This window comes from Vibrio sp. 2033 (assembly GCF_033339735.1).
The window spans coordinates 1-22,246 of record NZ_JAWOVC010000021.1 but is presented as its reverse complement, the minus strand read 5'-3'; the positions used below and the strand labels follow the sequence as shown (position 1 = coordinate 22,246).

25 protein-coding genes are annotated in these 22,246 nt (G+C 46.6%); 11 read left to right on the top strand and 14 right to left on the bottom strand.

What is annotated here, in order from left to right; all coding sequences use genetic code 11:
• The first annotated feature begins 60 nt into the window (after positions 1-60).
• Positions 61-939 carry an acyltransferase gene (locus R7P74_RS20690; RefSeq protein ID WP_005383867.1) on the top strand — a complete coding sequence of 293 codons (879 nt, stop codon included), beginning with the start codon at positions 61-63 and terminating at the stop codon, positions 937-939.
• 46 nt (positions 940-985) lie between these two features.
• On the opposite strand, the gene R7P74_RS20685 is transcribed toward R7P74_RS20690, so the two are convergent.
• The 5 genes from R7P74_RS20685 to R7P74_RS20665 all read right to left on the bottom strand — a co-directional run bounded on the left by R7P74_RS20685 (position 986) and on the right by R7P74_RS20665 (position 4,994).
• Positions 986-1,591: a thiol:disulfide interchange protein DsbA/DsbL gene (locus R7P74_RS20685; RefSeq protein ID WP_225474244.1), complete on the bottom strand. Its 606-nt coding sequence runs from the start codon at positions 1,589-1,591 to the stop codon at positions 986-988.
• A 34-nt stretch (positions 1,592-1,625) separates the two neighbouring features.
• Complete coding sequence (locus R7P74_RS20680) at positions 1,626-2,612, bottom strand: serine/threonine protein kinase (RefSeq protein WP_225474246.1); 987 nt, start codon at positions 2,610-2,612, stop codon at positions 1,626-1,628.
• A gap of 48 nt (positions 2,613-2,660) precedes the next feature.
• Positions 2,661-4,082, bottom strand: coding sequence for a cytochrome c oxidase accessory protein CcoG (ccoG, locus tag R7P74_RS20675; protein WP_225474243.1), 1,422 nt, complete (start codon positions 4,080-4,082; stop codon positions 2,661-2,663).
• A 311-nt stretch (positions 4,083-4,393) separates the two neighbouring features.
• Complete coding sequence (locus R7P74_RS20670; protein WP_017821571.1) at positions 4,394-4,660, bottom strand: YihD family protein; 267 nt, start codon at positions 4,658-4,660, stop codon at positions 4,394-4,396.
• Between the two features lie 166 nt (positions 4,661-4,826).
• Positions 4,827-4,994 carry a hypothetical protein gene (locus tag R7P74_RS20665; RefSeq protein WP_005379043.1) on the bottom strand — a complete coding sequence of 56 codons (168 nt, stop codon included), beginning with the start codon at positions 4,992-4,994 and terminating at the stop codon, positions 4,827-4,829.
• Positions 4,995-5,290: 296 nt separating this feature from the next.
• Here R7P74_RS20665 and R7P74_RS20660 point away from each other — a divergent pair, with 296 nt between their 5' ends.
• Positions 5,291-6,097, top strand: coding sequence for a sporulation protein (locus R7P74_RS20660; RefSeq protein ID WP_031781056.1), 807 nt, complete (start codon positions 5,291-5,293; stop codon positions 6,095-6,097).
• Between the two features lie 70 nt (positions 6,098-6,167).
• Positions 6,168-6,821 carry a PAQR family membrane homeostasis protein TrhA gene (gene trhA / locus R7P74_RS20655; RefSeq protein WP_025768918.1) on the top strand — a complete coding sequence of 218 codons (654 nt, stop codon included), beginning with the start codon at positions 6,168-6,170 and terminating at the stop codon, positions 6,819-6,821.
• Between the two features lie 33 nt (positions 6,822-6,854).
• On the opposite strand, the gene R7P74_RS20650 is transcribed toward trhA, so the two are convergent.
• From R7P74_RS20650 to def, 6 genes are all read right to left on the bottom strand, one after another.
• Positions 6,855-7,439 carry a DUF3157 family protein gene (locus tag R7P74_RS20650; protein WP_025768917.1) on the bottom strand — a complete coding sequence of 195 codons (585 nt, stop codon included), beginning with the start codon at positions 7,437-7,439 and terminating at the stop codon, positions 6,855-6,857.
• Positions 7,440-7,465: 26 nt separating this feature from the next.
• Complete coding sequence (locus R7P74_RS20645; RefSeq protein WP_017821575.1) at positions 7,466-8,911, bottom strand: TrkH family potassium uptake protein; 1,446 nt, start codon at positions 8,909-8,911, stop codon at positions 7,466-7,468.
• Positions 8,912-8,920: 9 nt separating this feature from the next.
• Positions 8,921-10,297: a Trk system potassium transporter TrkA gene (gene trkA, locus R7P74_RS20640; RefSeq protein ID WP_005379062.1), complete on the bottom strand. Its 1,377-nt coding sequence runs from the start codon at positions 10,295-10,297 to the stop codon at positions 8,921-8,923.
• 63 nt (positions 10,298-10,360) lie between these two features.
• Entirely contained in the window at positions 10,361-11,644 is a 1,284-nt protein-coding gene (gene rsmB, locus R7P74_RS20635; RefSeq protein WP_025628789.1) for a 16S rRNA (cytosine(967)-C(5))-methyltransferase RsmB, read from the bottom strand.
• 80 nt (positions 11,645-11,724) lie between these two features.
• Positions 11,725-12,672, bottom strand: a complete 948-nt coding sequence (gene fmt, locus R7P74_RS20630; RefSeq protein ID WP_005379066.1) for a methionyl-tRNA formyltransferase — start codon at positions 12,670-12,672, stop codon at positions 11,725-11,727.
• A gap of 33 nt (positions 12,673-12,705) precedes the next feature.
• Positions 12,706-13,224, bottom strand: a complete 519-nt coding sequence (gene def, locus R7P74_RS20625) for a peptide deformylase (protein WP_005379068.1) — start codon at positions 13,222-13,224, stop codon at positions 12,706-12,708.
• A 138-nt stretch (positions 13,225-13,362) separates the two neighbouring features.
• Between def and R7P74_RS20620 the strand changes: the two genes are divergently transcribed.
• From R7P74_RS20620 to R7P74_RS20605, 4 genes are all read left to right on the top strand, one after another.
• On the top strand, positions 13,363-14,457 hold the full coding sequence (locus tag R7P74_RS20620; RefSeq protein ID WP_318123139.1) for a LysM peptidoglycan-binding domain-containing protein: 1,095 nt from the start codon (positions 13,363-13,365) through the stop codon (positions 14,455-14,457).
• Positions 14,441-15,550: a DNA-processing protein DprA gene (dprA, locus tag R7P74_RS20615; protein WP_262681862.1), complete on the top strand. Its 1,110-nt coding sequence runs from the start codon at positions 14,441-14,443 to the stop codon at positions 15,548-15,550. The genes R7P74_RS20620 and dprA overlap by 17 nt, the downstream gene beginning before the upstream one ends.
• 2 nt (positions 15,551-15,552) lie before the next feature.
• Complete coding sequence (locus R7P74_RS20610) at positions 15,553-16,032, top strand: DUF494 family protein (protein WP_005379074.1); 480 nt, start codon at positions 15,553-15,555, stop codon at positions 16,030-16,032.
• A 76-nt stretch (positions 16,033-16,108) separates the two neighbouring features.
• The gene (locus tag R7P74_RS20605; RefSeq protein ID WP_213906779.1) at positions 16,109-16,678 is read left to right on the top strand and encodes a DNA topoisomerase family protein; all 570 of its coding nucleotides are present in this window, start codon (positions 16,109-16,111) and stop codon (positions 16,676-16,678) included.
• 66 nt (positions 16,679-16,744) lie between these two features.
• Here R7P74_RS20605 and R7P74_RS20600 read toward each other — a convergent pair whose 3' ends face one another.
• Complete coding sequence (locus R7P74_RS20600; RefSeq protein WP_104975714.1) at positions 16,745-17,878, bottom strand: 5-(carboxyamino)imidazole ribonucleotide synthase; 1,134 nt, start codon at positions 17,876-17,878, stop codon at positions 16,745-16,747.
• 4 nt (positions 17,879-17,882) lie between these two features.
• Positions 17,883-18,368 carry a 5-(carboxyamino)imidazole ribonucleotide mutase gene (gene purE / locus R7P74_RS20595; protein ID WP_005379082.1) on the bottom strand — a complete coding sequence of 162 codons (486 nt, stop codon included), beginning with the start codon at positions 18,366-18,368 and terminating at the stop codon, positions 17,883-17,885.
• 199 nt (positions 18,369-18,567) lie between these two features.
• Between purE and R7P74_RS20590 the strand changes: the two genes are divergently transcribed.
• From R7P74_RS20590 to R7P74_RS20575, 4 genes are all read left to right on the top strand, one after another.
• The gene (locus tag R7P74_RS20590) at positions 18,568-19,125 is read left to right on the top strand and encodes an L-threonylcarbamoyladenylate synthase (RefSeq protein WP_005379084.1); all 558 of its coding nucleotides are present in this window, start codon (positions 18,568-18,570) and stop codon (positions 19,123-19,125) included.
• Between the two features lie 47 nt (positions 19,126-19,172).
• Entirely contained in the window at positions 19,173-20,090 is a 918-nt protein-coding gene (hemF, locus tag R7P74_RS20585) for an oxygen-dependent coproporphyrinogen oxidase (protein ID WP_053350839.1), read from the top strand.
• A 101-nt stretch (positions 20,091-20,191) separates the two neighbouring features.
• Positions 20,192-21,025, top strand: a complete 834-nt coding sequence (gene aroE / locus R7P74_RS20580) for a shikimate dehydrogenase (protein ID WP_318123136.1) — start codon at positions 20,192-20,194, stop codon at positions 21,023-21,025.
• A gap of 3 nt (positions 21,026-21,028) precedes the next feature.
• Positions 21,029-21,292: a DUF1488 domain-containing protein gene (locus tag R7P74_RS20575; protein ID WP_005379090.1), complete on the top strand. Its 264-nt coding sequence runs from the start codon at positions 21,029-21,031 to the stop codon at positions 21,290-21,292.
• 7 nt (positions 21,293-21,299) lie between these two features.
• Here R7P74_RS20575 and R7P74_RS20570 read toward each other — a convergent pair whose 3' ends face one another.
• On the bottom strand, positions 21,300-21,848 hold the full coding sequence (locus tag R7P74_RS20570) for a gamma carbonic anhydrase family protein (protein ID WP_005379096.1): 549 nt from the start codon (positions 21,846-21,848) through the stop codon (positions 21,300-21,302).
• Between the last annotated feature and the right edge of the window lie 398 nt (positions 21,849-22,246).

Here is a 22,246-nt window from a genome sequence, read left to right as displayed (position 1 = left end):
GGCGCAGTATAATTACACGCTGTTTTATTCTTCACACATTATCACTGTTGTTTGACTATCATGTTGGCATATTTGTTATTTTTTTTTAACGCTTCTTTTGTGATTCTCAATTCTGCGGTTTGTTCACTCGCAATTTGTGTTATCGCTGTATTTAAAATATTGCTTCCTGGCGTAAAGCTAAAAGCGATAGCGACCGCTTGTGCCAATAAGGTGATGTGGTTATGGGCTACCGTTAATGCGTGCATTCTGGCGGTATCTAACCGTGTTGAGTGGGATGTTCAGGGCGGTGAAGCGCTTAAAAAAGACGGGTGGTATCTGCTGATCAGTAATCATCTCAGTTGGACAGATATTGTTGTGCTTTGCTGCGTGTTTAAAGACCGTATTCCCATGCCGAAGTTTTTCCTCAAGCAACAACTGCTGTATGTGCCTTTCATCGGGATGGCGTGTTGGGCGCTCGATATGCCATTTATGCGTCGCTATTCGCGAGAGTATCTGATCCGCAACCCTCATAAGCGAGGTCAAGATTTAGAAACGACACGTCGCTCGTGCGCTAAATTCAAACACACTCCAACCACAGTGGTTAACTATGTCGAAGGAACCCGATTTACCGAAGAAAAGCAGCGTAAGAGTAAAGCAAACTATCAATATTTGCTGCAACCAAAATCGGGCGGGATTGCGTACACGTTAGCGGCGATGGGGGAACAGTTCGAGAGCATTATCGACGTTACGTTGGCGTACCCAGAAAATACGCATAAACCGTTCAAGGATTTATTGATGGGTCGAATGGGCAAGGTGGTTGTGCGTGTGAATGTGTTACCCGTTGATGAACGAGTGCTCGGTGATTACTTCAACGATAAGCCCTATAAGCGGCAATTTCAGCAATGGCTGAGTGATGTGTGGCAAGAAAAAGATCGGTTACTACAAGAGATTTACAAGTAAACAAAAGGGGAGCGATGTGCTCCCCTTTTGATTGATATCGATGTGCTTATTTTTTTAGTGTCAGCAAGTAGTTCACCAGAGAGAAGTACTCATCCATCGTTTTGATGCTTTGTGCTTGAACTAGGTATTTGTTGTTAACGATAACCGCAGGAACGCCGGTTAGACCGCTGTTTTCAAATTGCTTGTCCATACGGCGAACCATTGAATCAACCGCGAAGCCTTTGAATGCAGAATCGAATTTTTTCGCATCTACACCTTCATCAAGGAAGATTTGACGAAGTTCTTCATCATTACGTGGTGCTTTCTTTAGATTGTGGATGCGGTTAAACATCACTGGCACCATTTTGTCTTCCACTTTTAGTGCAACCATCGTTGCGTAGGCTTTGCTCATTGATGGGCCCATGTTGCCACCCATGAAAGAAACGTGGTTTTTTAATAGCTTAGTACCTTCTGGCAACTGCTTTTTCAGTTGCTGGATAACTGGTTCAAAGCTATTACAGTGCGGGCAGTAGAAAGAGAAAAACTCCGTCACAAGAGGTTTTTTTGATGCCTCAAGATCCAATACTTTGTAATGTTCACCTTCTTTGAATTGCGCTGCATGTGCCGACAGGCTTAACATCAGCATAGAAAACAGTGCGAACAGTTTTTTCATCGAAATATCTCCATTTTTGAATTTTTGGCCTGACTTACCATTGAGGCATTAAAGACAGCGGTGCTTCTTCTAAAGCGGCGATCTGCTCTTTAAATGCAAGGACCTGACCTTCCCAGTATTTTGGCTCATTAAACCATGGAAAAGCGAGAGGAAATGCAGGGTCATGCCAACGTTTTGCTAGCCATGCCATATAGTGCACCATTCGTAGACCGCGAAGTGGCTCGATTAGTTTCAATTCTGCAGGATTAAAGTCGCAAAACTCTTGGTAAGCCTCTAAAACAATATCCAACTGTATCAGTTTGTCTTGGCGTTCACCGTTCAGTAGCATCCATAAGTCTTGTACTGCAGGGCCGTTACGAGCGTCATCCAAATCAACAAACATAGGGCCATCTCGCCACAAAATATTGCCTGGGTGGCAATCGCCATGCAAACGAATCATATTGAAGCCTTCGTGCCAGTGGCTTTCAATTGATTTGATCAGCATATCCAAGTCATTGAAGAAGCTGTTCTCCAAGTGCATTGGAATCATATTGGCGTTTTGCAGAATCTCTCTTGGTTGATACAGGTATTCTTGTAAGCCGATCGTAGGGCGATGTTGGAAGGCTTGGCGGCTGCCGACTTTATGGATTCGGCCAAGGAAACGCCCTACACCTTCGAGCTGATCTAAATTGTCAACCTCGTATTGGCGACCACCCACGCTATCAAACAGCGCAAAAGCATAGCCTTGATAGTGATGCAGGGTTTCACCGTTGATGCGCACAGGTGGTGCGACGGGGATCTCATTGCCAATCAGCTCTAAAGTAAAGTCGTGCTCCTCTTGGATCTGTTCATTGCTCCAACGTTCAGGACGGTAAAACTTGACGACATAACGACGACGCTCTTCGTCAGTAAATTGATAAACACGGTTTTCGTAGCTATTGAGGGGAAGAAAGCCTGATTCTGCGCGAACGCCGATGCTTTCTAACGCGTACCACATAAAGTCTGGGGTAAGGGCGTCAAAGTTAAACATACTTTGGGACATATAAACAAAAAGGCTCATTACTGAGCCTTTTTCCATTAGTCATCGAAGTTATAGCTTCTTGATAAATCGGCTTTCCACTTCAATGGTGAATTCGTTGCTCTTATCGGTGAGTATAAACTGAATTGTCGTAATCGCAGAGTTTAGCTTGTCAGGATCGGCACCAAGACTCATTGGCAGGTTCAATACCTCACCTGGCTGGACCTGAATTGTCTGCTTACCATACCAGCTTACATCGGATAGCCCTTCAACATCCAACGAGTACTCTTGCACTTGCTGAGTTTTGTTGATCACCTTGAGGGTGTAGGTGTTTTCTACTTCTCCCGAGCTATTAACGCGGAACAGTTGGTTACGGTCGCGAATAACACTCATGCCGGCTGGGTCTACCGCTGCAATTTGGGCAAAGAAAAGACCGACCATGACTAGTAGTACGGCACCATAGCCTAGCAGCTTCGGACGCATGACTTTGGTACTCTTACCCGATAAGCGGTGCTCGGTGGTGTAACTAATTAGGCCTTTCTCGTAACCCATGCGATCCATGGTGTTGTCACACGCATCAATACAGGCGCCACAGTTGATACATTCATACTGCAAGCCGTCACGAATATCGATACCTGTTGGGCACACCTGCACACACAAATCACAATCAATACAATCACCCAAACCAAGTTGCTTTGGATCGGCTTTACGCGGACGTGGGCCACGTTTTTCCCCACGTTTTGCATCGTAGCCAACGATGAAGGTGTCTTTATCAAACATGGCAGACTGGAAGCGCGCGTAAGGACACATGTGAATACACATGATGGAACGCATCCAACCAGCATTACCATAGGTACAAATGGCAAAGAACATTACCCAAAAGACGGGCCAAAAGTTGGCGTTAAAGGTGAAAAAGTCGATAACCAATTGCTTCATTGGTACGAAGTAGCCAACAAAAGTAAAACCAGTGGCGAGCGCTATGGTAAACCAAGCTATATGTTTGACGGTTTTACGCATCGCTAAATTCGCCGTCAGCTTATTGGAGTCTTGTTTGCGGCGTTTATTGGCACTACCTTCGAGCTTCTCTTCAAACCAGATATACATGAAGGTCCAGACGGTTTGTGGGCAGAGATAGCCACACCAAACTCGACCTAAGAAGGTGGTAATAAAGAACAACCCAAACGCCGCGATCACAAATAGCAAGGCGAGTAGGGTAAGATCTTGCGGATACAATGTGGTACCGAAAAAGTTGAACTGCTGGTTGCCAATGTCGAGCAAGATCGCTTGACGTTCACCGTAAGGGATCCACGGTATCAAAGCGAAGAGAAGCAGTAAGAACCAACCACCGTAACGACGCAGTTTCTGGTAAGTCCCTTTGCTTTCGCGTACATAGATGCGATTACTTGGGTTGAACCGATCCCCATTCCCTTTATGAGTCTTAGGGTTGTAGGTTTTAGGAGTCACATCTTTGATATCGATCTTATCCTGACTCATGCACTCATCCTTCTTAGGCTTTTATAATGTACGGCGTCATTTCTATTGATGTCGCTCGATGACATTGCTACTTCGTCCTTATCATAAATCATGACCGGACATAATTATTTTAGTAAATACTGATGAACGGCGATTATACAATCAATAACAATTCCTTTTCTTTAACGCAGTCAATGTTTAACAACAAAAATCAGTACAGTTAACCTGATAATTGGCTGAACAGTTATAACCAATTGTGGGACTAAAAACTTTGGTTATAAAAAAGCGACTCACAGAGAGAGTCGCTTAAAGAATACTGGCTGTTGAGCTGGTTATTTGATGATGCCACGAGCGCGTAGGATCGCCGTTTTAAAATCGTCCTCTTGGTCTTTTTTGAGTCCAGGGATCATTTCATCTTTGCTGCTATTACGCATTTTAAGGTGGTAGATCAGTACATCGTCGGTCAGATCTTCTAGCTTTCCTTCATAGCCTGCTTCTTTTGCCAGCTTAACGATGAACTGCAATAGGTTCAGCTCCTGATCTTTATGCCATTCAGGCTCTAGTAGCTCAAGCAGCTCTTCAATGCGATGACACTTCATTTCTTTCTCCACAGAATTTATAGGTGTAATTAGCAGTAAAGGTACCAAATTGCTTTGCTAAGACCAAATAGGAAAAACGATCTCTTTCACCGTGGTTTGTTCTAAGTCTTTGAAGTTTTATGAGTTGCGTGCAAAGAAAAAAGCGCAGCTGGCGCCGCGCTTTTGATTAAGCTGCTTTGATAACTTTGGCCGGAACACTCGACATCATTGCTGTCTTCTCAACCAATGTCATTGCTGGCGCAACTTGCTTTGCCTTTGGTGCAGTAGTAAAGCCACTGCGGCGGCGCATTGCACTAGTATTAGTGTGTGCGAACCTGACTGTTGTTGGGCGCATTAATTTACCTAACTGTCAGGCATATCCATTGCCGATGTAATGGCCTGAATCATTATGAGCTAGGCTCCAACAAGATTGAAGAATCACTCTTCTGGCTCTCGCCAATCCAGTTAATGAGTCAGGAATACCGATATGCATGCATATCAAGTGTAAGATTAGCATCCTTGTAATAATTGGTCGATAGTTGAGCAATTGAATTGTTTAGATTTTGTCATTTTGTCGCGATGTTCGAGGCAATTTTTGTTTGATCCCACGATCAGCAGTAGTAGTATGAGATCTCGATGAAGGAGGTGCCTATGTCATTTTTGAAGAAGACACTTGCCAGTTTTGGGATTGGGAGCGCGAAGGTCGACTCAATCTTAAACCAAGACGTGCTATACCCAGGTCAAAGTGTGGATGTGTCTATCCATGTATATGGTGGTGCGACTGAACAAGCGATCGACAACATTGATTTAAAACTCTGTTGCCGCTACATCGCAGAAGCCCCTGATGACCGTGGTGCGCGAGAAGGACACAGCATGCGCCGAGTACCTCAAACTCATGTGCTTGCTAAGTGGAGTCTCCCTTACGCATTTACCATCCATTCCGGCGAAGAGCGTACCTTCGATGTTAAGCTCGATGTGCCTTGGAACACGCCTATCACCATTGGTGATGCCAAAGTATGGTTAGAAACCGGCTTAGACGTTGCCGCTGCTTTGGATCCGACTGATAAAGACATCCTCACCGTTCGACCTGATCCACTGATGGATGCGGTACTATCTGCATTTGAAGCGCAAGGTTTACGAATTCGCCAGGTGGAATGCGAGGAAGTGAAAGGATTCGATCTACCATTTGTGCAAGAGTTTGAACTGGTGCCAACCGACGGACCTTACCACGGCGTGTGGCGCGAATTAGAATTTGTTGCCCACCGCAGTGAGCAAGAGCTCAAGTTGTGGTTTGAAGTTGACCGCACACGCAAGGGGCAAGGTGGCATGCTCGCGAGCTTACTGGGTAGTGGCAAACTCAAGCGAGAGCTGACCATTCCTGCCACGACTAAGCCAGATCAAGTTGGCGAACTGGTACTCAATTATCTCGATCAAACTACTGCCGTTCATGAGTCTTAATTTAAGCTTACACGTGTAAGCCTAATGTGCCATACTAGAGCAAATTTCAAACTCTAGTATAGGCGCATTGATGTCCGAGCTGCAGAAACCTCAATACAGTCAACGTGAAGAACTGGCCAATACCATCACCCACGGTATAGGGATGATTTTTGGTATTGTTGGCTTGATACTGCTGTTAGTTAAAGCCATAGACCATCAAGCTGACACTTTAACGCTTACCAGTATGGCGATTTATGGAGCGAGTATTATCGTGCTATTTTTGGCCTCGACGCTCTATCATGCGATCCCTCATCCCAAAGCGAAACGTTGGCTAAAAACCTTCGACCATTGTGCTATTTATCTTTTGATAGCAGGCAGCTATACCCCTTTCTTGTTAGTCAGCTTAAGAACACCTCTAGCATTTGGGTTGATGATCGTTATTTGGAGCATTGCGTTGATTGGCATCATCATGAAAGTTGCGTTCGTCTATCGATTTAAAAAGCTTTCTTTGATGACGTATTTGGTGATGGGATGGTTATCGCTGATTGTGATTTATCAGTTGGCGATTAACTTGGATGTCGGCGGACTTACACTGCTTGCTGCTGGTGGAGTTGTGTATTCACTGGGCGTGATTTTCTACGTTGCGAAGCGCATTCCCTTTAACCATGCGATTTGGCACGGCTTTGTTTTGGCTGGCTGCGTGTGCCATTTCTTTGCTATTTATTACTTTGTTGAGCCTATCTAGCCGATAGGCTCAACAAAGAATATTAAACACGTATTAGCGAGTTTTTACCTCTAGCACTTTGGCAGAAAACTGGTATTGCTGTGATTGCGGTACAGCCAATTTAATGCTCTTACCTTGCTCCGCTTGCTGAGGTCGCAGGTAGGTATCCGCCATGCGCTTGATGGATTGCCAAACAGTCACGTTTTCTTTTGCCAGTTGCTGACCAGACATATCAAACACTTGCACCTCAACTTCCACTTGAATGACAGATTGAGAGCTTTGGTTAGTGATTGATGTAGGTAAAACAAGCTCACCGCTTTGATAGCTTGCTGAACCAATCAATACATCCACACCTGAATCTGATAGCTGCATGGTTGGCTTTTTGGCGTTTACCACCACGGTCGTGCCAACGGTTTTCGTTATCACTGGGATTGTCGCAATCGCAGGAGCTGCGATTGTTTCAACTACGCTTGCTGTTGTTTGTGTCTCCGTCGCTTGCTGCGCCGGTTTTTTCATGACGTACTCCCAGGTAAAGTCATCGTTCAACTTCACTTCTCGACCATCGGCTAAAGTGATGACCTCGGCGGCGTATGTGGATGAGGCGGCAAGTAGGGTCGCCAGAGTAATCCATGTTTTCATTGTTATACCTTTTAATTAGAGTCTGCTTAGCGGCGCCAAAACGCAGGAAAGAACAGTACAAGAATAGTCAGAATTTCCAAGCGGCCCATTAACATCCCAAAGCTTAAGAGCCATTTGGCAGTATCGGGCAGAGGCGCGAAGTTGCCTGTCGGGCCAATCACACTGCCCATACCAGGGCCAACATTGGCAACGGCGGTGATTGAGCCAGAAATACTGGTCACAGGGTCGAGGCCTAGTGCACTTAAACAACCCGCGATAAAGATAATAGTGATAAAAAACATCAAGCCAAATGCCACCACTGAGCGAACAATATCATCATTCACCGGTCGCTGGTTATAACGCTGTACAAACACTCCTGAAGGGTGAATCAACTTCATCATTTGTTTGTTTAGCAGCGTCATTGCAATTTGGAAGCGGAAGATTTTGATCCCGCCAGACGTTGAGCCTGAGCATGCCCCCGCCATCATTAAGAATGCGAAAAGAGTGGTGGGTAATGCGCCCCATGCGGTGAAGTCTTCTAAGCCAAAGCCAGTTGTGGTGACGACAGAGACAATATTAAACATCGACACTCGCAGGGCATCCAAAATGGTGTACCCATCTCGAATCACTAACCAAGCTGAAATCACTAAGCTTGAGAATACGAACAGGTACGCAAATCCTCTAACTTGAGCGTCGTTAACCAACACATCAATACGGCGTTTACGTAACGCGGCGATAAAGAGCAAAAACGGCAAACCACCTAAGAACATAAAGGTAGTGGCCACCCAATGTGCGCCATTAGAGAAGTGGTTCATTGACCCATCAGATGTAGAGTATCCACCCGTCGATAGCGTAGTAAAGGCATGGTTGATTGCTTCGAACAGGTTCATGCCGGTGATCAAGTAGCCCAAAATACATAGGCCCGTTAGCATCAAATAAACCGCTACGATGTTTTTGGCGACCGTTTTCGCTCTTGGACTACTTTTATCCGACCAATCTGATGATTCGGTTTGGAATAGCTTCATACCACCGACATTCAGCATAGGTAACACTGCTACCGCCATCACGATAAAACCAATGCCACCAAGCCATTGTAAAATAGAGCGCCACAGCAATATGCTCGGCGCCATGTTGTCTAGGCCACTGAGCACCGTTGAGCCCGTCGTGGTGATACCCGACATCGTTTCGAAGTAGGCGTCGGTGAAGCTGATGTGGTTGATAAACACAAATGGCAAGGCGGCAAACGCACTCGCGATGGTCCAAACCAAACTGGTGATGAGGAACATATCGCGTACGCTGAGTTTGAACTTGGCGGTTCGACCTATCGTTAGGCAGATGAAGGCGGCAAGGTGCGTGATCACAACGGCTTGGGCGAAATCGAGGAATCCCCCCGTACCGGTAAAGAAAGCGACCAAAGTCGGCACGTACATAAACAGGGCCAGTTTGGATAAAACTAGCCCGATAACAAACAGTACGGGACGTAAGTTGACCATAGGAAAATCCTAGAGGAAGAATGGACTCGGCTGGAATAGCGCTTCGACGTCTGATACGTATTTTTTGTTGACCAGGAACATCACCACATGGTCATCCTGTTCGATGACCGTACGGTCGTGGGCAATAAGAACTTCTTCGCCACGAACGATAGCACCAATGGTGGTCCCAGGTGGAAGCTTTATATCTCCAATCGCACGTCCAACCACTTTAGATGTACTTTCATCACCGTGAGCGACGGCTTCAATCGCTTCCGCAGCGCCGCGGCGAAGTGAGGACACGTTTACGATATCAGCGCGACGAACGTGCGTTAGCAAGGCTGAAATAGTGGCTTGCTGAGGTGAGATTGCTACATCAATTACGCCGCCTTGTACCAGGTCTACATAAGCGCCACGTTGGATCAGCACCATCACTTTTTTAGCGCCCATGCGTTTTGCCAACATTGCAGACATGATGTTGGTTTCATCTTCGTTGGTCAGCGCGATGAAGACGTCGACTTGGTCGATGTTCTCTTCCGAGAGAAGCTCTTGGTCTGCCGCATCACCGCAGAACACGATGGTGTTTTCTAGTTGCTCAGAGAGCTTTTCTGCACGCTGGTAGTTACGCTCAATCAGCTTCACGCTGTAAGTTTGCTCTAGGCGTTTTGCCAAGCTTGCGCCGATGTTACCCCCGCCAACAATCATGATGCGGCGGTACGGTTTTTCTAGGCGCTGAAGCTCACTCATCACTGAGCGAATATGATTACTTGCTGCAACGAAGAACACTTCATCGTCGGCTTCAATGATGGTGGTACCTTGTGGGCGAATCGGACGGCCTTGACGGAAAATCGCCGCCACACGGGTATCAATGTGCGGCATGTGCTCACGCAAAGCAGACAACGCATTACCCACCAGCGGGCCACCATAGTAGGCTTTCACCGCCACTAGGCTGACTTTCTGTTCAGCAAAGCTCACCACTTGCAGCGCGCCTGGGTATTGGATCAGACGTTCGATGTAGCTCGTGACGAGTTCTTCTGGTGCGATAAGGTGATCAACAGGAATGGCGCCAGATTTAAACAGGGCTTCTTTTTCTGCCAAGTATTCTGGAGAGCGAATACGCGCAACGCGGTTTGGGGTATTGAATAGAGTGAACGCGACCTGACAGGCGGCCATGTTGGTTTCATCAGTGTTGGTTACTGCGACGAGCATATCGGCGTCTTGCGCGCCAGCTTCGTGTAGCACGTCTGGATGGCTCGCATGGCCATTGACCACACGTAGGTCGTATTTGTCCTGCAATTCACGCAGTCGGTCGGCATTATTGTCGACGATGGTGATGTCGTTGTTTTCACCCACTAGGTTTTCTGCCAGTGTGCCGCCAACCTGACCTGCACCAAGAATAATGATCTTCATACTCTTTTCTCGTATCTGAAAAAGGCGATTGAAATCGCTTCAATCGCCCTATTTAGCATGCTGTTACGCGTGTGTTTTAGTTAGCACTGCGTAGTAGAAACCATCCATATCTTCTTCGCCTGGTAGAATTTGACGACCAGGCTGGTCGGGATCAGAATCCAGCAGTTGCGCATCCGCGGTACGTGCTAAAAACGCTTTTACTTGCTCCACGTTTTCTTGCGGTGTGATTGAACAAGTCGCGTAAACCATTGTGCCGCCGGGCTTCAGTTGCGTCCACATGGCATCAAAAATTTCACTTTGCAGCTCTGCTAATGCGGCGATGTCGTCTGCACGACGTAGCCATTTGATGTCTGGGTGACGACGAATCACGCCAGTCGCAGAACATGGGGCATCCAGCAAAATGCGATCAAATTGCTCGCCTTGCCACCATTCTTGTGGATTACGCGCATCACCGCAAACCACTTTTGCCTGAAGGTTGAGACGCTTCAGGTTTTCATGCACACGTTTCAAGCGTGTGTCGTCGCAGTCAATCGCGACCACTTCACTGCCCGACGTGCGCTCTAGAATGTGCGCCGTCTTGCCACCTGGCGCTGCACAGCAATCTAAAATCAGTTCGCCGTCTTGTGGTTTTAGGTAGTTGATCGAGAGCTGCGCCGCCGCATCTTGGACCGAAACCCAACCTTTTTCAAAACCAGGTAGCTTCATCACATCACATGGTGCGGCCAATTTTATGGCGTCCATTGCTTCTGTGTGTGGCGTGCTATCAATGTTTTCATTTTTGAGCAGCGCAAGGTATTCATCACGAGTGTGGTGTTGATGGTTCACACGCAGCCACATTGGTGCTTTTTGGTTGTTCGCTTCAACAATGCTTTCCCATTGCTGTGGGTAGGCCTCTTGCAGCAGTTTTAGTAACCAGCTTGGGTGACCGTACTTGCCAGCGTTGTTGCTGACGGCCATTTGGTCGAGTTCTTCTTGGTTGCGCTGGTAGTTACGCAATACAGCGTTAATCAAACCACGCAGACGAGGACCTTTCAGCTCTTTAGTGCCTTCAACCGTTTCACCAACTGCTGCGTGCGCAGGAATGCGCATGAAGCTCAGTTGGTAAATACCAACCAGAATTAGGTGATGGAATACACGTTGTTTGCCTTTGAGCGGCTTATCCATCAACTGGTTTGCGATCATTTCTAGGCGAGGGAGGTAACGTAGCGCACCGTAACAGATCTCTTGTAACAGAGCGTGGTCACGAGGTCGTACCGTTTGTTGAGCCGCTGGAAGAGCGCTTGAAAGTGAGTGGCCCTTGTCGACGACAAGATACAGGACGTTAGCAGCCGCAGCGCGAACATTCATGATGAGTACCTTAAAGTAAAGGAGGGCATCTCTGCCCTCTAAAAGTTCGTATAATCGGGGATAATAACCCCTAGTATGGCTTAAACCAGCAGAGTGCCAACTTCAAACCAAGCCGCACGCGAATTCAGAATATCCTGAACTGACATGGCTTTTTTGCCAGGAACTTGCAGTTGCTCTAGCACCAGTACGCCGTTGCCTGTCGCAACATAAATACCAGTTTTATCTGCTTGTACGATGGTGCCGGCTGGCTTGTCACTGGTTTGCTCTGCCACACGGCTTTGCCATACTTTGATGCTGTTTTCTGCCGCCTCAAAGTGGCTCATTGGCCATGGGTTAAATGCACGAACGCAGCGCTCAATGTGCGCCGCATCGTCGTTCCAGTTGATGCGTGCTTCTTCTTTGCTGAGCTTTTTCGCATAGTTCGCTAGCTCATCGTCTTGCTTCACTGGCACTGCTTTACCCGCAGCAATGTCTACTAGGCAGTCAATCAGGGCTTCTGGACCAAGCTCAGCCAATTTTTCGTACATTGAAGCGCTGGTATCTGTCGCTTCGATTGGCAGCGTGGCAATCTTCAGCATATCACCAGTGTCGAGACCGATGTCCATCTGCATGATGGTCACGCCAGTTTCTGCATCGCCCGCCCAAATAGAGCGTTGGATTGGAGCCGCACCACGCCAACGAGGTAGGATAGAACCATGTACGTTGATACAACCCAGTTTAGGTGTATCAAGAACCGCTTGTGGCAGGAGCATACCGTACGCCACGACAACCATGAGATCGGCGTTCAGATCGGCAAGTTCTTGTTTCGCTTCGTCGGACTTAAAGCTTTCAGGTTGGTAAACCGGGATGTTGTGTTCCAGCGCCAGTTGTTTTACCGGTGGCGCAGCCAATTTCTTGCCACGACCCGCTGGACGATCTGGGTTTGTGTAAACCGCGATTACTTCATGCTCCGAAGACAACAACGCCGCCAAGTGACGGGCGGCGAAATCCGGAGTACCTGCAAAGACAATTCGTAAAGACTGACTCAAGGTAGACTTCCTTCTAATTGGTATGGTTCGAGATTAAGCGTTTTGCTGCTTCTCGTTAAAGCGTTTGATTTTTGCTAGCTTGTCCTGAATGCGTTTGCGTTTCAGTGGTGATAGGTAATCCACGAACAGCTTACCTTGTAGGTGATCAAGCTCGTGTTGAACACAAATCGCTAGCAGGTCGTCGGCTTCAAAGGTGAACTCTTTGCCATCACGATCCAGTGCTTTAACGGTAACTTCTGCAGCGCGAGGCACAAGTGCGCGCGCACCTGGTACCGACAGACAGCCTTCTTCGATGCCATCTTCGCCACGCTTTTCCAGAATCTCAGGGTTGATTAGCACCATCGGCTCATCGCGAGTTTCTGAAATATCAATCACTACGATACGTTTGTGGATATCAACCTGCGTTGCAGCAAGGCCAATACCTTCTTCGTCGTACATGGTTTCAATCATGTCATCGACGATTTTTTGAATCTCAGGGGTCACCGCTTCAACAGGCTTTGCGACTGTGCGCAGGCGATCATCCGGGAATGTTAATACTTGTAATACAGACATATTCACTCGAAATATTGAACTGTGCCGAAACAGCACAAACCTTGTTGGCTCAATTCTAGACATTTTATAGCCTAAATGACAGCATCCTTGCACCAATTTCCATTCTGGTTCCTGCTTAATAGACCAAGGACGAGGGTCATGAATCGAATTTTCCGCAACGTTGCCAGTGTTACGTTGCCGTTACTTTTCTCTTTCAACGCTGTAGCAAATGTGGATGCGAACCCACTGACTGTTAAAGATGATGCGCCACAAACATATGTAGTTGTGAAGGGCGATACGCTATGGGATATTTCGGCCATGTACTTGGATAGCCCGTGGTTGTGGCCTCGTTTATGGCAAGTAAACCCGGAAATCGATAACCCTCATTTAATTTATCCCGGAGACAAGCTGTCTTTGGTATGGATTAACGGTCAGCCCGTGTTGAGCCTAAAACCGGTTAAGAAGCTGAGCCCGAAAGCTCGCATCACAGAAAAGAAAGCCGTACCAACGGTCGCGGAAGGTTTGGTGATGCCTTACCTTAAATCGGATCGGTTGCTAGATAAAGATTCGTTGAGCAGAGCAGCAAAAGTGATGGGTAGCAGCAAAGGCAGTAAGTATCTGACTGCAGAAGATGTGCTGTATATCAATGGTAATCAGACCGCGACAGGTTGGGCTATTTACCGACCAGTAGCTACCTTTTCGCGTGACGATGTGTCCGAAGAGATTACCGCGCTGCGTTTGATTGCCAAAGGCGAGCTCGTTGAAGCTTCGAGTGATTATTCAGGTTTGAAGCTTACATCGCAGATGCAAGAAATTCTACGTAACGATATCGCGTTGCCAAATCAATCGGTTGAGAATACTGACTTCACGACTACGTTCTACCCGCTGCCGTCGCCACAAGGCAGTTCGGCAAAGTTGCTAGGTAATATCGAAGGTATTCGCTTTAGTTCAACTAACCAAGTCGTGGTGATTGATAAAGGCACGTCAGACAATCTGAAGCAAGGCAGTGTGTTTGATTTAAAAGAAGACGCGCACCCAGTTTACAAAGACGGCGATGAGTTCAAGAAAGAGTTTGGCGTGCTTGATAAGAAAATTACTTTGCCTCAAAGCAAAGTTGGTGAGTTGCTGGTCATTCGTCCTTATGAGTACTTTAGCTTGGCACTGATCACTAACAGTACTAAACCCATTAACCAAGATATTTCGGTGGTGTCACCGTTGGCGGACGAATTAACCATCGATGAATCGACGAAATAACGATGATCTCGCTGCCTGGTTAAAACTGAGTTGTTTACCAGGCATTGGCGGCGTCAAAATGAATAAGCTACTGGCAAGAGACACGCCACGTAACATCGTAAACTTCTCTCCTGAACAGCTACAACAACTTGGGTTAACAACTAAGCAAATTCAAGCTTGGGCTTCAACAGATAAAGAAGTCGATGCTTGTTTAAGCTGGCTTGAAGCTTCTACAAATCATCATATCCTGACACTGACTGACCCGCATTATCCACCTCAACTCAAACAAATCGTTGCGCCGCCACCTCTACTTTTTGTTCAAGGAAACTCTACTTGTCTTTCTCTGCCACAAATCGCGATGGTTGGCAGCCGAAATGCGAGTATTGATGGATTACAGCATGCACGTCAGTTTGCTGCAGAGTTTGTTCAGCACGATTTTATTGTCACCAGTGGTCTCGCTTTAGGCATTGATGGTCATGCGCATGATGGTGCGTTGCAAGCGGGTGGTAAGACGATTGCGGTGCTAGGATCTGGCTTAGCAAATATTTATCCGGCACGTCATCGTGGTTTAGCGCAACGTGTTATTGAACATGGGGCTTTGGTGTCTGAGTTTCGGCCTAATGCCAAGCCGCGCCCAGAAAACTTCCCGCGTCGTAATCGTATTATTAGTGGATTATCGCTTGGTGTACTGGTCGTCGAGGCGGCGAAAAAGAGCGGCTCGTTAATTACAGCTCGTTACGCGCTTGAGCAAGGTCGAGAAGTATTTGCGCTGCCAGCGTCAATCAATGCCCCCAATGCCTGCGGTGGAAACCAGTTGATACGTCATGGCGCTTGCCTCGTAGAAAAGACGAAAGATGTCTTAGATGAAATACAGTCCTTGCTTGATTGGTCTATTCATCAGAGTACCGATTTATTTTCTACGTTAAATGATGAAGAAGAATTGCCATTTCCTCAGCTGTTAGCTAACGTAGGAAGTGAAGCTACACCGGTTGATATTCTTGCAAACAGGACCAATATACCTGTCCAAGAAGTCATGATGCAGCTCTTAGAGTTAGAACTCTCTGGGCATGTCGTTGCGGTTTCAGGTGGCTATATTCGAAAGGGGAGGGGCTAGCTATGATGATGGATATACTGATGTATCTATTCGAAACCTACATCCATAGCGATGCAGAGTTACAGGTCGAACAAGACGAGTTGGAAGAAGAGTTGCTTCGTGCAGGCTTCCAACAAAAAGATATCTACAAAGCCCTTGTCTGGTTAGAAGAGCTTGCCGCATTGCAGCAAAGTGACACCTCTTCTGCAATCTCGACTTGCATGGCTTCGTCATCAACTCGTATCTACACAGCGAAAGAGATGCAGCGTTTAGATTTGGAATGCCGAGGATTTCTATTGTTTCTCGAGCAAATCAATGTGTTAACCACAGAAACTCGCGAAATGGTGATTGACCGAGTGATGGGATTAGAAACGAGTGAGTTTGAGCTTGAAGATCTCAAATGGATCATTCTGATGGTGCTGTTCAATGTGCCTGGTAACGAAAACGCTTACACGCTAATGGAAGAGCTGTTGTACACCAAGGAACAAGGGATTCTTCACTAACCATCTGGGCAAGTTCGAGTTTAGCTAGAATAAACGCGAGCTTGTCTTTTTGTGTGTTTTTCACGAAACGGTAAGTATGAGTAGTAAAATCGACAACACCCTTTTCTCTGCCCATGAACACGCTTTGGAGCACGAGCCGTGTCCAAAATGTGGTGGTGAGCTGACTCTCAAGCACGGAAAACATGGCCCATTTCTCGGCTGTAACCATTACCCAAGCTGTGATTACATTAAACCGCTACACAGCAATGATGGTCACATCGTGAAAGAGTTGGGTGTGCCTTGTCCAGATTGTGGTAACGAGTTGGTATTACGCCAAGGGCGTTATGGGATGTTTGTTGGTTGCAGTAACTATCCGGCGTGCCATCATATTGAGTCGATTAATCAACCAGAGCCAGAAAAACAGTCGCAAGAGCACCAAGCGTGTCCTGAATGCGGTAAAGGTCATTTAGTTGAACGTAAGACGCGTTTTGGTAAAACCTTCTACGCATGTGACAACTACCCTAAATGCAAATTTGCTGTGAACCTTGCTCCGGTCAAGGGGCGATGCGAAGAGTGTGGTTTTACTCTGTTGGTGGAGAAGAAACTTGCCAGTGGTGTGAAATTGCAATGTGCCAACCGTAAGTGCCAGCACACCCAGCAAGGGTAAATACATCAAAGGAATTAAAAAGGGTCGCATCGTGCGACCCTTTTTTTATTTTTTTGCTGCCAAACGTTAGTGTTGAGGCTGTTTAGCGAACGCTTGCACGGCTGGGAAAGCTATTGGGTCTAAGATGTCTGCCAGAGCGCACAACCTACGGTGCAATTCTCCTGGGTAGTCGCCACACACGTTGATGTGTCCCATCTTGCGACCTGCACGTTTCTCTTTGCCATACCAATGAAGGTGGCAACCATCCATTGATAACAATGCTTCTGGTAGTGTGTCTTCACCAAGAATATTGATCATTGAGGTTTCACGAACCAATTTCGTACTACCTAATGGCAAGCCGCACACTGCGCGCAGATGGTTTTCAAACTGACACGTTTCTGCACCTTGCTGTGTCCAGTGACCAGAGTTGTGCACGCGTGGAGCAATCTCATTCACTAAAAGTGCCCCATCGACATCAAAGAACTCAAGCGCTAATACGCCAACGTAATCTAGGCTATCTGCGACTGCCGTGAACATTTGCTTTGCTTGTTCCTGTAACCCTGGCGCATCAATCGCAGTAGAAAGGCTCAATACACCGTTGGTGTGGACGTTCTCTGCCAGAGGATACACTTCCACACTGCCATCTTTGCTTCGAGCACCAACCAGTGATACTTCGCGGTTAAAAGGAACAAACTCTTCAGCAACAATCGCTTGAGTTGGTGTTGCCGCGATGCACTCTGCCATCTCAGTCCAAATGTCGTCGACTTGAGAAGCTTCTTTTAAGCGCCATTGGCCTTTACCATCGTAACCACCTAATGCACTTTTCAGAACCATTGGCATACCAACGTGTTCAATTGCGCGCTCAAAGTCTTCACGAGTTTCAATGACGTAGTATTTCGCGTTGCGCACGCCAGCATCATCAAGCAGTGCTTTTTCAATACGGCGATCACCACCTGCTTTGATGGCTTGCGTACTTGGTAGGAACTTGCCGCTCGCTTCGCAAACCTTGAGCACGTCATGTGGAATATGCTCGAACTCGGCAGTAATCACGTCAACTTGCGTAATCGCATTTTCCAAGCCATGGCCAAGTACCTGTTGAGTTAAAGGGTGAACGACATCACCGCTGCTGACATCGTAAGCTGAAATTTGAATATTCAGTGGCGCACCAGCCAGAGACATCATACGAGCCAACTGACCCGCACCAAGAACCAGTACATGCATCTGATTAATCCTCTGCAGGGTTTGGATTTGCGAGAACTGTTTCCGTTTGCTCATTACGGAATGCTTCTACCTTCGCCATGATGTTTTCATCATGAGTGCCTAGGATTTGCGCAGCTAGGATACCGGCGTTTGCTGCGCCCGCTTCGCCAATCGCCAATGTACCAACCGCAATTCCCTTTGGCATCTGTACAATAGAAAGCAGTGAATCCATACCTTTCAGTGCACGAGACTGAACGGGAACCCCAAGCACTGGCAAACTAGTAAACGCCGCCGCCATACCTGGTAGGTGGGCTGCACCACCTGCGCCTGCGATGATAACTTTGATGCCGCGTTCTTTTGCGCCACTAGCGTAGTCAGCCAGTAATTGAGGAGTTCGGTGTGCTGACACGACTTTTGTTTCGTAAGGCACGCCAAATTGGTCTAGCATGTCCGCTGCTAGTTTCATGGTTGGCCAATCGGATTTAGAACCCATGATGATACCGACTTTCATCTCAAACTCCTTTAAGCTGCAAAAATTAGGTGAGCTATAAATTTGTGCGCATTATACGGGGATTTTTATCTCAAGCAAACGTTTGCGTCTTGTTGTTGGCGCTATTGATACATTTTATAAAAAAATTGCTTTAGTGTCTGAGAATGAATATTTGTACACTTAGTGAAAACAACACAGTCAAACAAATAGGAAGTAATCGGTGGATAACTTTGAACAAGTGCTCAACGCACTCAAGCAAGGCGAAGTGATTGCCTATCCAACAGAAGGGGTTTTTGGTGTCGGATGTGATCCAGATAACCCAGAAGCAATTCAAAAGCTATTAGAGCTCAAGCAGCGTCCGGTAGAAAAAGGGCTGATTCTCATCGCGGCAAGTTATGATCAGCTCTTGCCTTATATTGATGAATCTCAGTTGACTGAAGAACAATTACAGACTGTTCATGCCACTTGGCCAGGCCCATACACTTGGATCATGCCAGCGAGCGATAAAGTATCCAACTGGGTTTCAGGGCAGTTTGATTCAATTGCGGTTCGTGTGACTGATCATCCTTTGGTGCAAAAAATGTGTAATGCATTCGGAAAGCCGTTAACCTCTACCAGCGCGAATCTTTCCGGCTTACCACCGTGTATGACCACGGAAGAAGTCGAAGAGCAGTTGGGTGATAAGCTGGTCGCCATTCTTCGTGGCGAGACCAGCGGTCGTGATAAACCCAGCGAGATTCGTGACGCCAAAACTTCACAAATATTAAGACAGGGTTAACCCTGCTAGCCAGCCATCATTAGGTTTCACGTAATAGGTAATAACGTATGTCAGCGATCGATAAGCACGCCGTAAAGCAGTTCTTGATGTCACTTCAGGACTCCATTTGTCAGCAGTTAGAACAAGAAGATGGAAAGGCCGTCTTTGTCGAGGATGCATGGCATCGTGAACCGGGCGAACGTCTTGGTGGCGGTGGGCGCTCACGTGTTATGCGTGATGGCCTTGTTTTCGAGCAGGGAGGCGTGAACTTCTCGCATGTGGAAGGGAAAGAAATGCCAGCATCTGCGACAGCGCATCGTCCAGAGCTAGCGGGTCGTCGTTTTGAAGCGATGGGTGTTTCTTTGGTTATTCACCCTAAAAACCCTTATGTACCGACTTCACACGCCAATGTTCGCTTCTTTATTGCAGAAAAAGATGGCGAAGACCCAATTTGGTGGTTTGGTGGTGGTTTTGACCTAACGCCGTTCTATCCATTTGAAGAAGATTGCCAATCATGGCACGATACTGCAAAACTGCTTTGTGCACCATTTGGTGACGATGTTTACCAAGAGCATAAGGCATGGTGTGACAAATATTTCTTCCTACCACATCGTAATGAAACTCGCGGTGTTGGCGGTTTGTTCTTTGATGATCTAAACCAGTGGGAATTTGATAAGTGTTTTGCTTACATCAAAGCAGTCGGTGAAGGCTATTGCCAGGCTTACTTGCCGATCGTTTCTCGTCGTAAAGAGATCGAGTATGGTGAGCGTGAGCGTGAATTCCAACTATATCGTCGCGGCCGTTACGTAGAGTTCAACTTAGTGTATGACCGTGGTACCTTATTTGGTTTACAAAGTGGTGGGCGTACTGAGTCGATTCTGATGTCAATGCCGCCGCTCGCTCGCTGGGAGTACTGCTACGAGCCAGAAGCGGGATCGCCAGAAGCTGAACTTTACGAGCGATACCTAACGCCACGAGAGTGGTAAGCACGGAATCTCCTTTTCTATATAGATAGATAGTGATAGGGTCATCTGTAATCAGGTGGCCCTGTTTTCTCTATATCTAAGTAAGGAACAAAGGTAAGGAAATGACCCAGCAAATCGATCGCTATGCCGTGTTTGGTAATCCTATCGGACACAGTAAGTCGCCATTCATTCACACCTTGTTTGCTCGTCAAACTAATCAATCTTTGGTGTATACCGCAGAAAGTGCACCTGTTGATGGTTTTATTGACGCGGCGAAGGTGTTTTTTGCTGAAGGTGGCAAGGGGTGCAACATCACTATGCCATTTAAAGAAGATGCTTATCAATTTGCTAGTCGATTGACAGAACGGGCTCAGTTAGCAGGCGCGGTAAATACCCTCAAGAAGTTAGACGATGGTGAAATCATCGGTGACAACACTGATGGTGCAGGTTTAGTGCAAGATCTGATTCAGCATCAGGTTGTATTGGAAGGCGCGCGAATCCTAATTATTGGCGCTGGTGGTGCAGCTCGTGGTGTTATTAAGCCACTACTCGATCAAAAGCCGACCTCTTTAACCATTTCCAACCGTACCTTTAGTAAAGCACAGGAGCTTGCAGAGCTGTTTGTCTCTCACGGTCCTATCCGCGCCAAAGAGATGGCAAGTATTGATGAAGAGTATGATGTCATCATTAACTCCACATCCGCTTCTCTTAGTGGTGAACTACCGACTATTTCATCCTCCATCTTTGCCGCTAACAGTACAAGCTATGACATGATTTATGGCAAAGGGGTGACGAGCTTTAACTTATGGGCAAAAGAGAATGGTGCCGCTCATGCGTATGACGGTCTTGGAATGTTAGTTGGGCAGGCTGCGGAAAGCTTTATGCTCTGGCGTGGCTTACGTCCTGGTGCCAAACAAATTCTCAGAGAACTAAGAAAGAATCTTGAAGGTCAATAAGCGATGAATCAATCCATCTTATTCCCAGATATTCAATCATGGGATGAAGTATCACAATCGGTAAACTTTTCGGCGCAACAATCAGGCGCACTAATAGAGTGCTTTGTGACGAAACAAAAGTTAGAAAAGCTCAGTGGTTCACTGATTGAAACTGAGCAAGCGGCAATTAAAGTGTTTACTGATTACCGATTCGACCTAGAAGAAATGGCTGAAGAGCTAATAGAAGATGAAGCCTTCAACGAAGAAGGCCATATCATCATCGGTTAACAGGGTTTTAGTTCAAGTCTTTTACTTCATTTAAGTAGTCGTTTTTGTTCTGCACATAGTTGTTGGCAGACTTTTGCAAGAAAGCTCGTTCTTTTTCTGATAGAGGGCGAGCTTGTTTTACTGGGCTTCCAACATATAAGTAGCCACTTTCTAATACTTTCCCAGGTGGCACTAAACTGCCTGCTCCGATCATCACCTCTGACTCAATTACAACAGCATCTAAAACAATAGCTCCCATACCAACCAAAACACGATCGTGGATCTCACAACCGTGCAGCATCACTTTGTGGCCAATCGTAACGTCATTACCAATAATCAATGGGTAGCCGTTTGGGTTTTCGGCGTTCTTATGGGTGACATGCAAAACACTGCCATCTTGAATATTCGTTCGATCACCAATGTGAATGTGGTTTACATCACCTCGCGCTGCTACCAGTGGCCAAATGCTAGAATCATCGCCAATTCGGATATCACCGACTAAAACAGAGGTTGGGTCAACGTAAACACGCTCACCAAGTTCAGGCTTTATACCTTTGTAGCTTCTCATTGAGCTCATCTTTTTTCCTTATTCAGGGCGATTACAGGGTGTATGGAGGTAGAATAGTAGTGAAAACTCGCCTTTTAGAATAAAAAACACCCAAACGATAAAAAAATCAAAAAAAACGAGAAAAAGGGCTTGCCAATGTGATCGCAATCTCTATAATGCCACCTCGCTGACACGGCAACGCTTCGAAGCTTAAGTTTCGAAAGTAAGAAGCCAAGTTAGCAAGCCAAATTAGCCAAGCGGAAACGCTTGAAGAAAGTTTGAAAAAAGTGATTGACACTAAACTTTAACTCGCTAAAATGGCCGTCCTGTTTTGAGCAAAGCTCAACAGGAAAGCTCTTTAACAATATAGACCTATCAATCTGTGTGGGCACTCGTTGATGATAATCCAATTCGATACTTCGGTATCA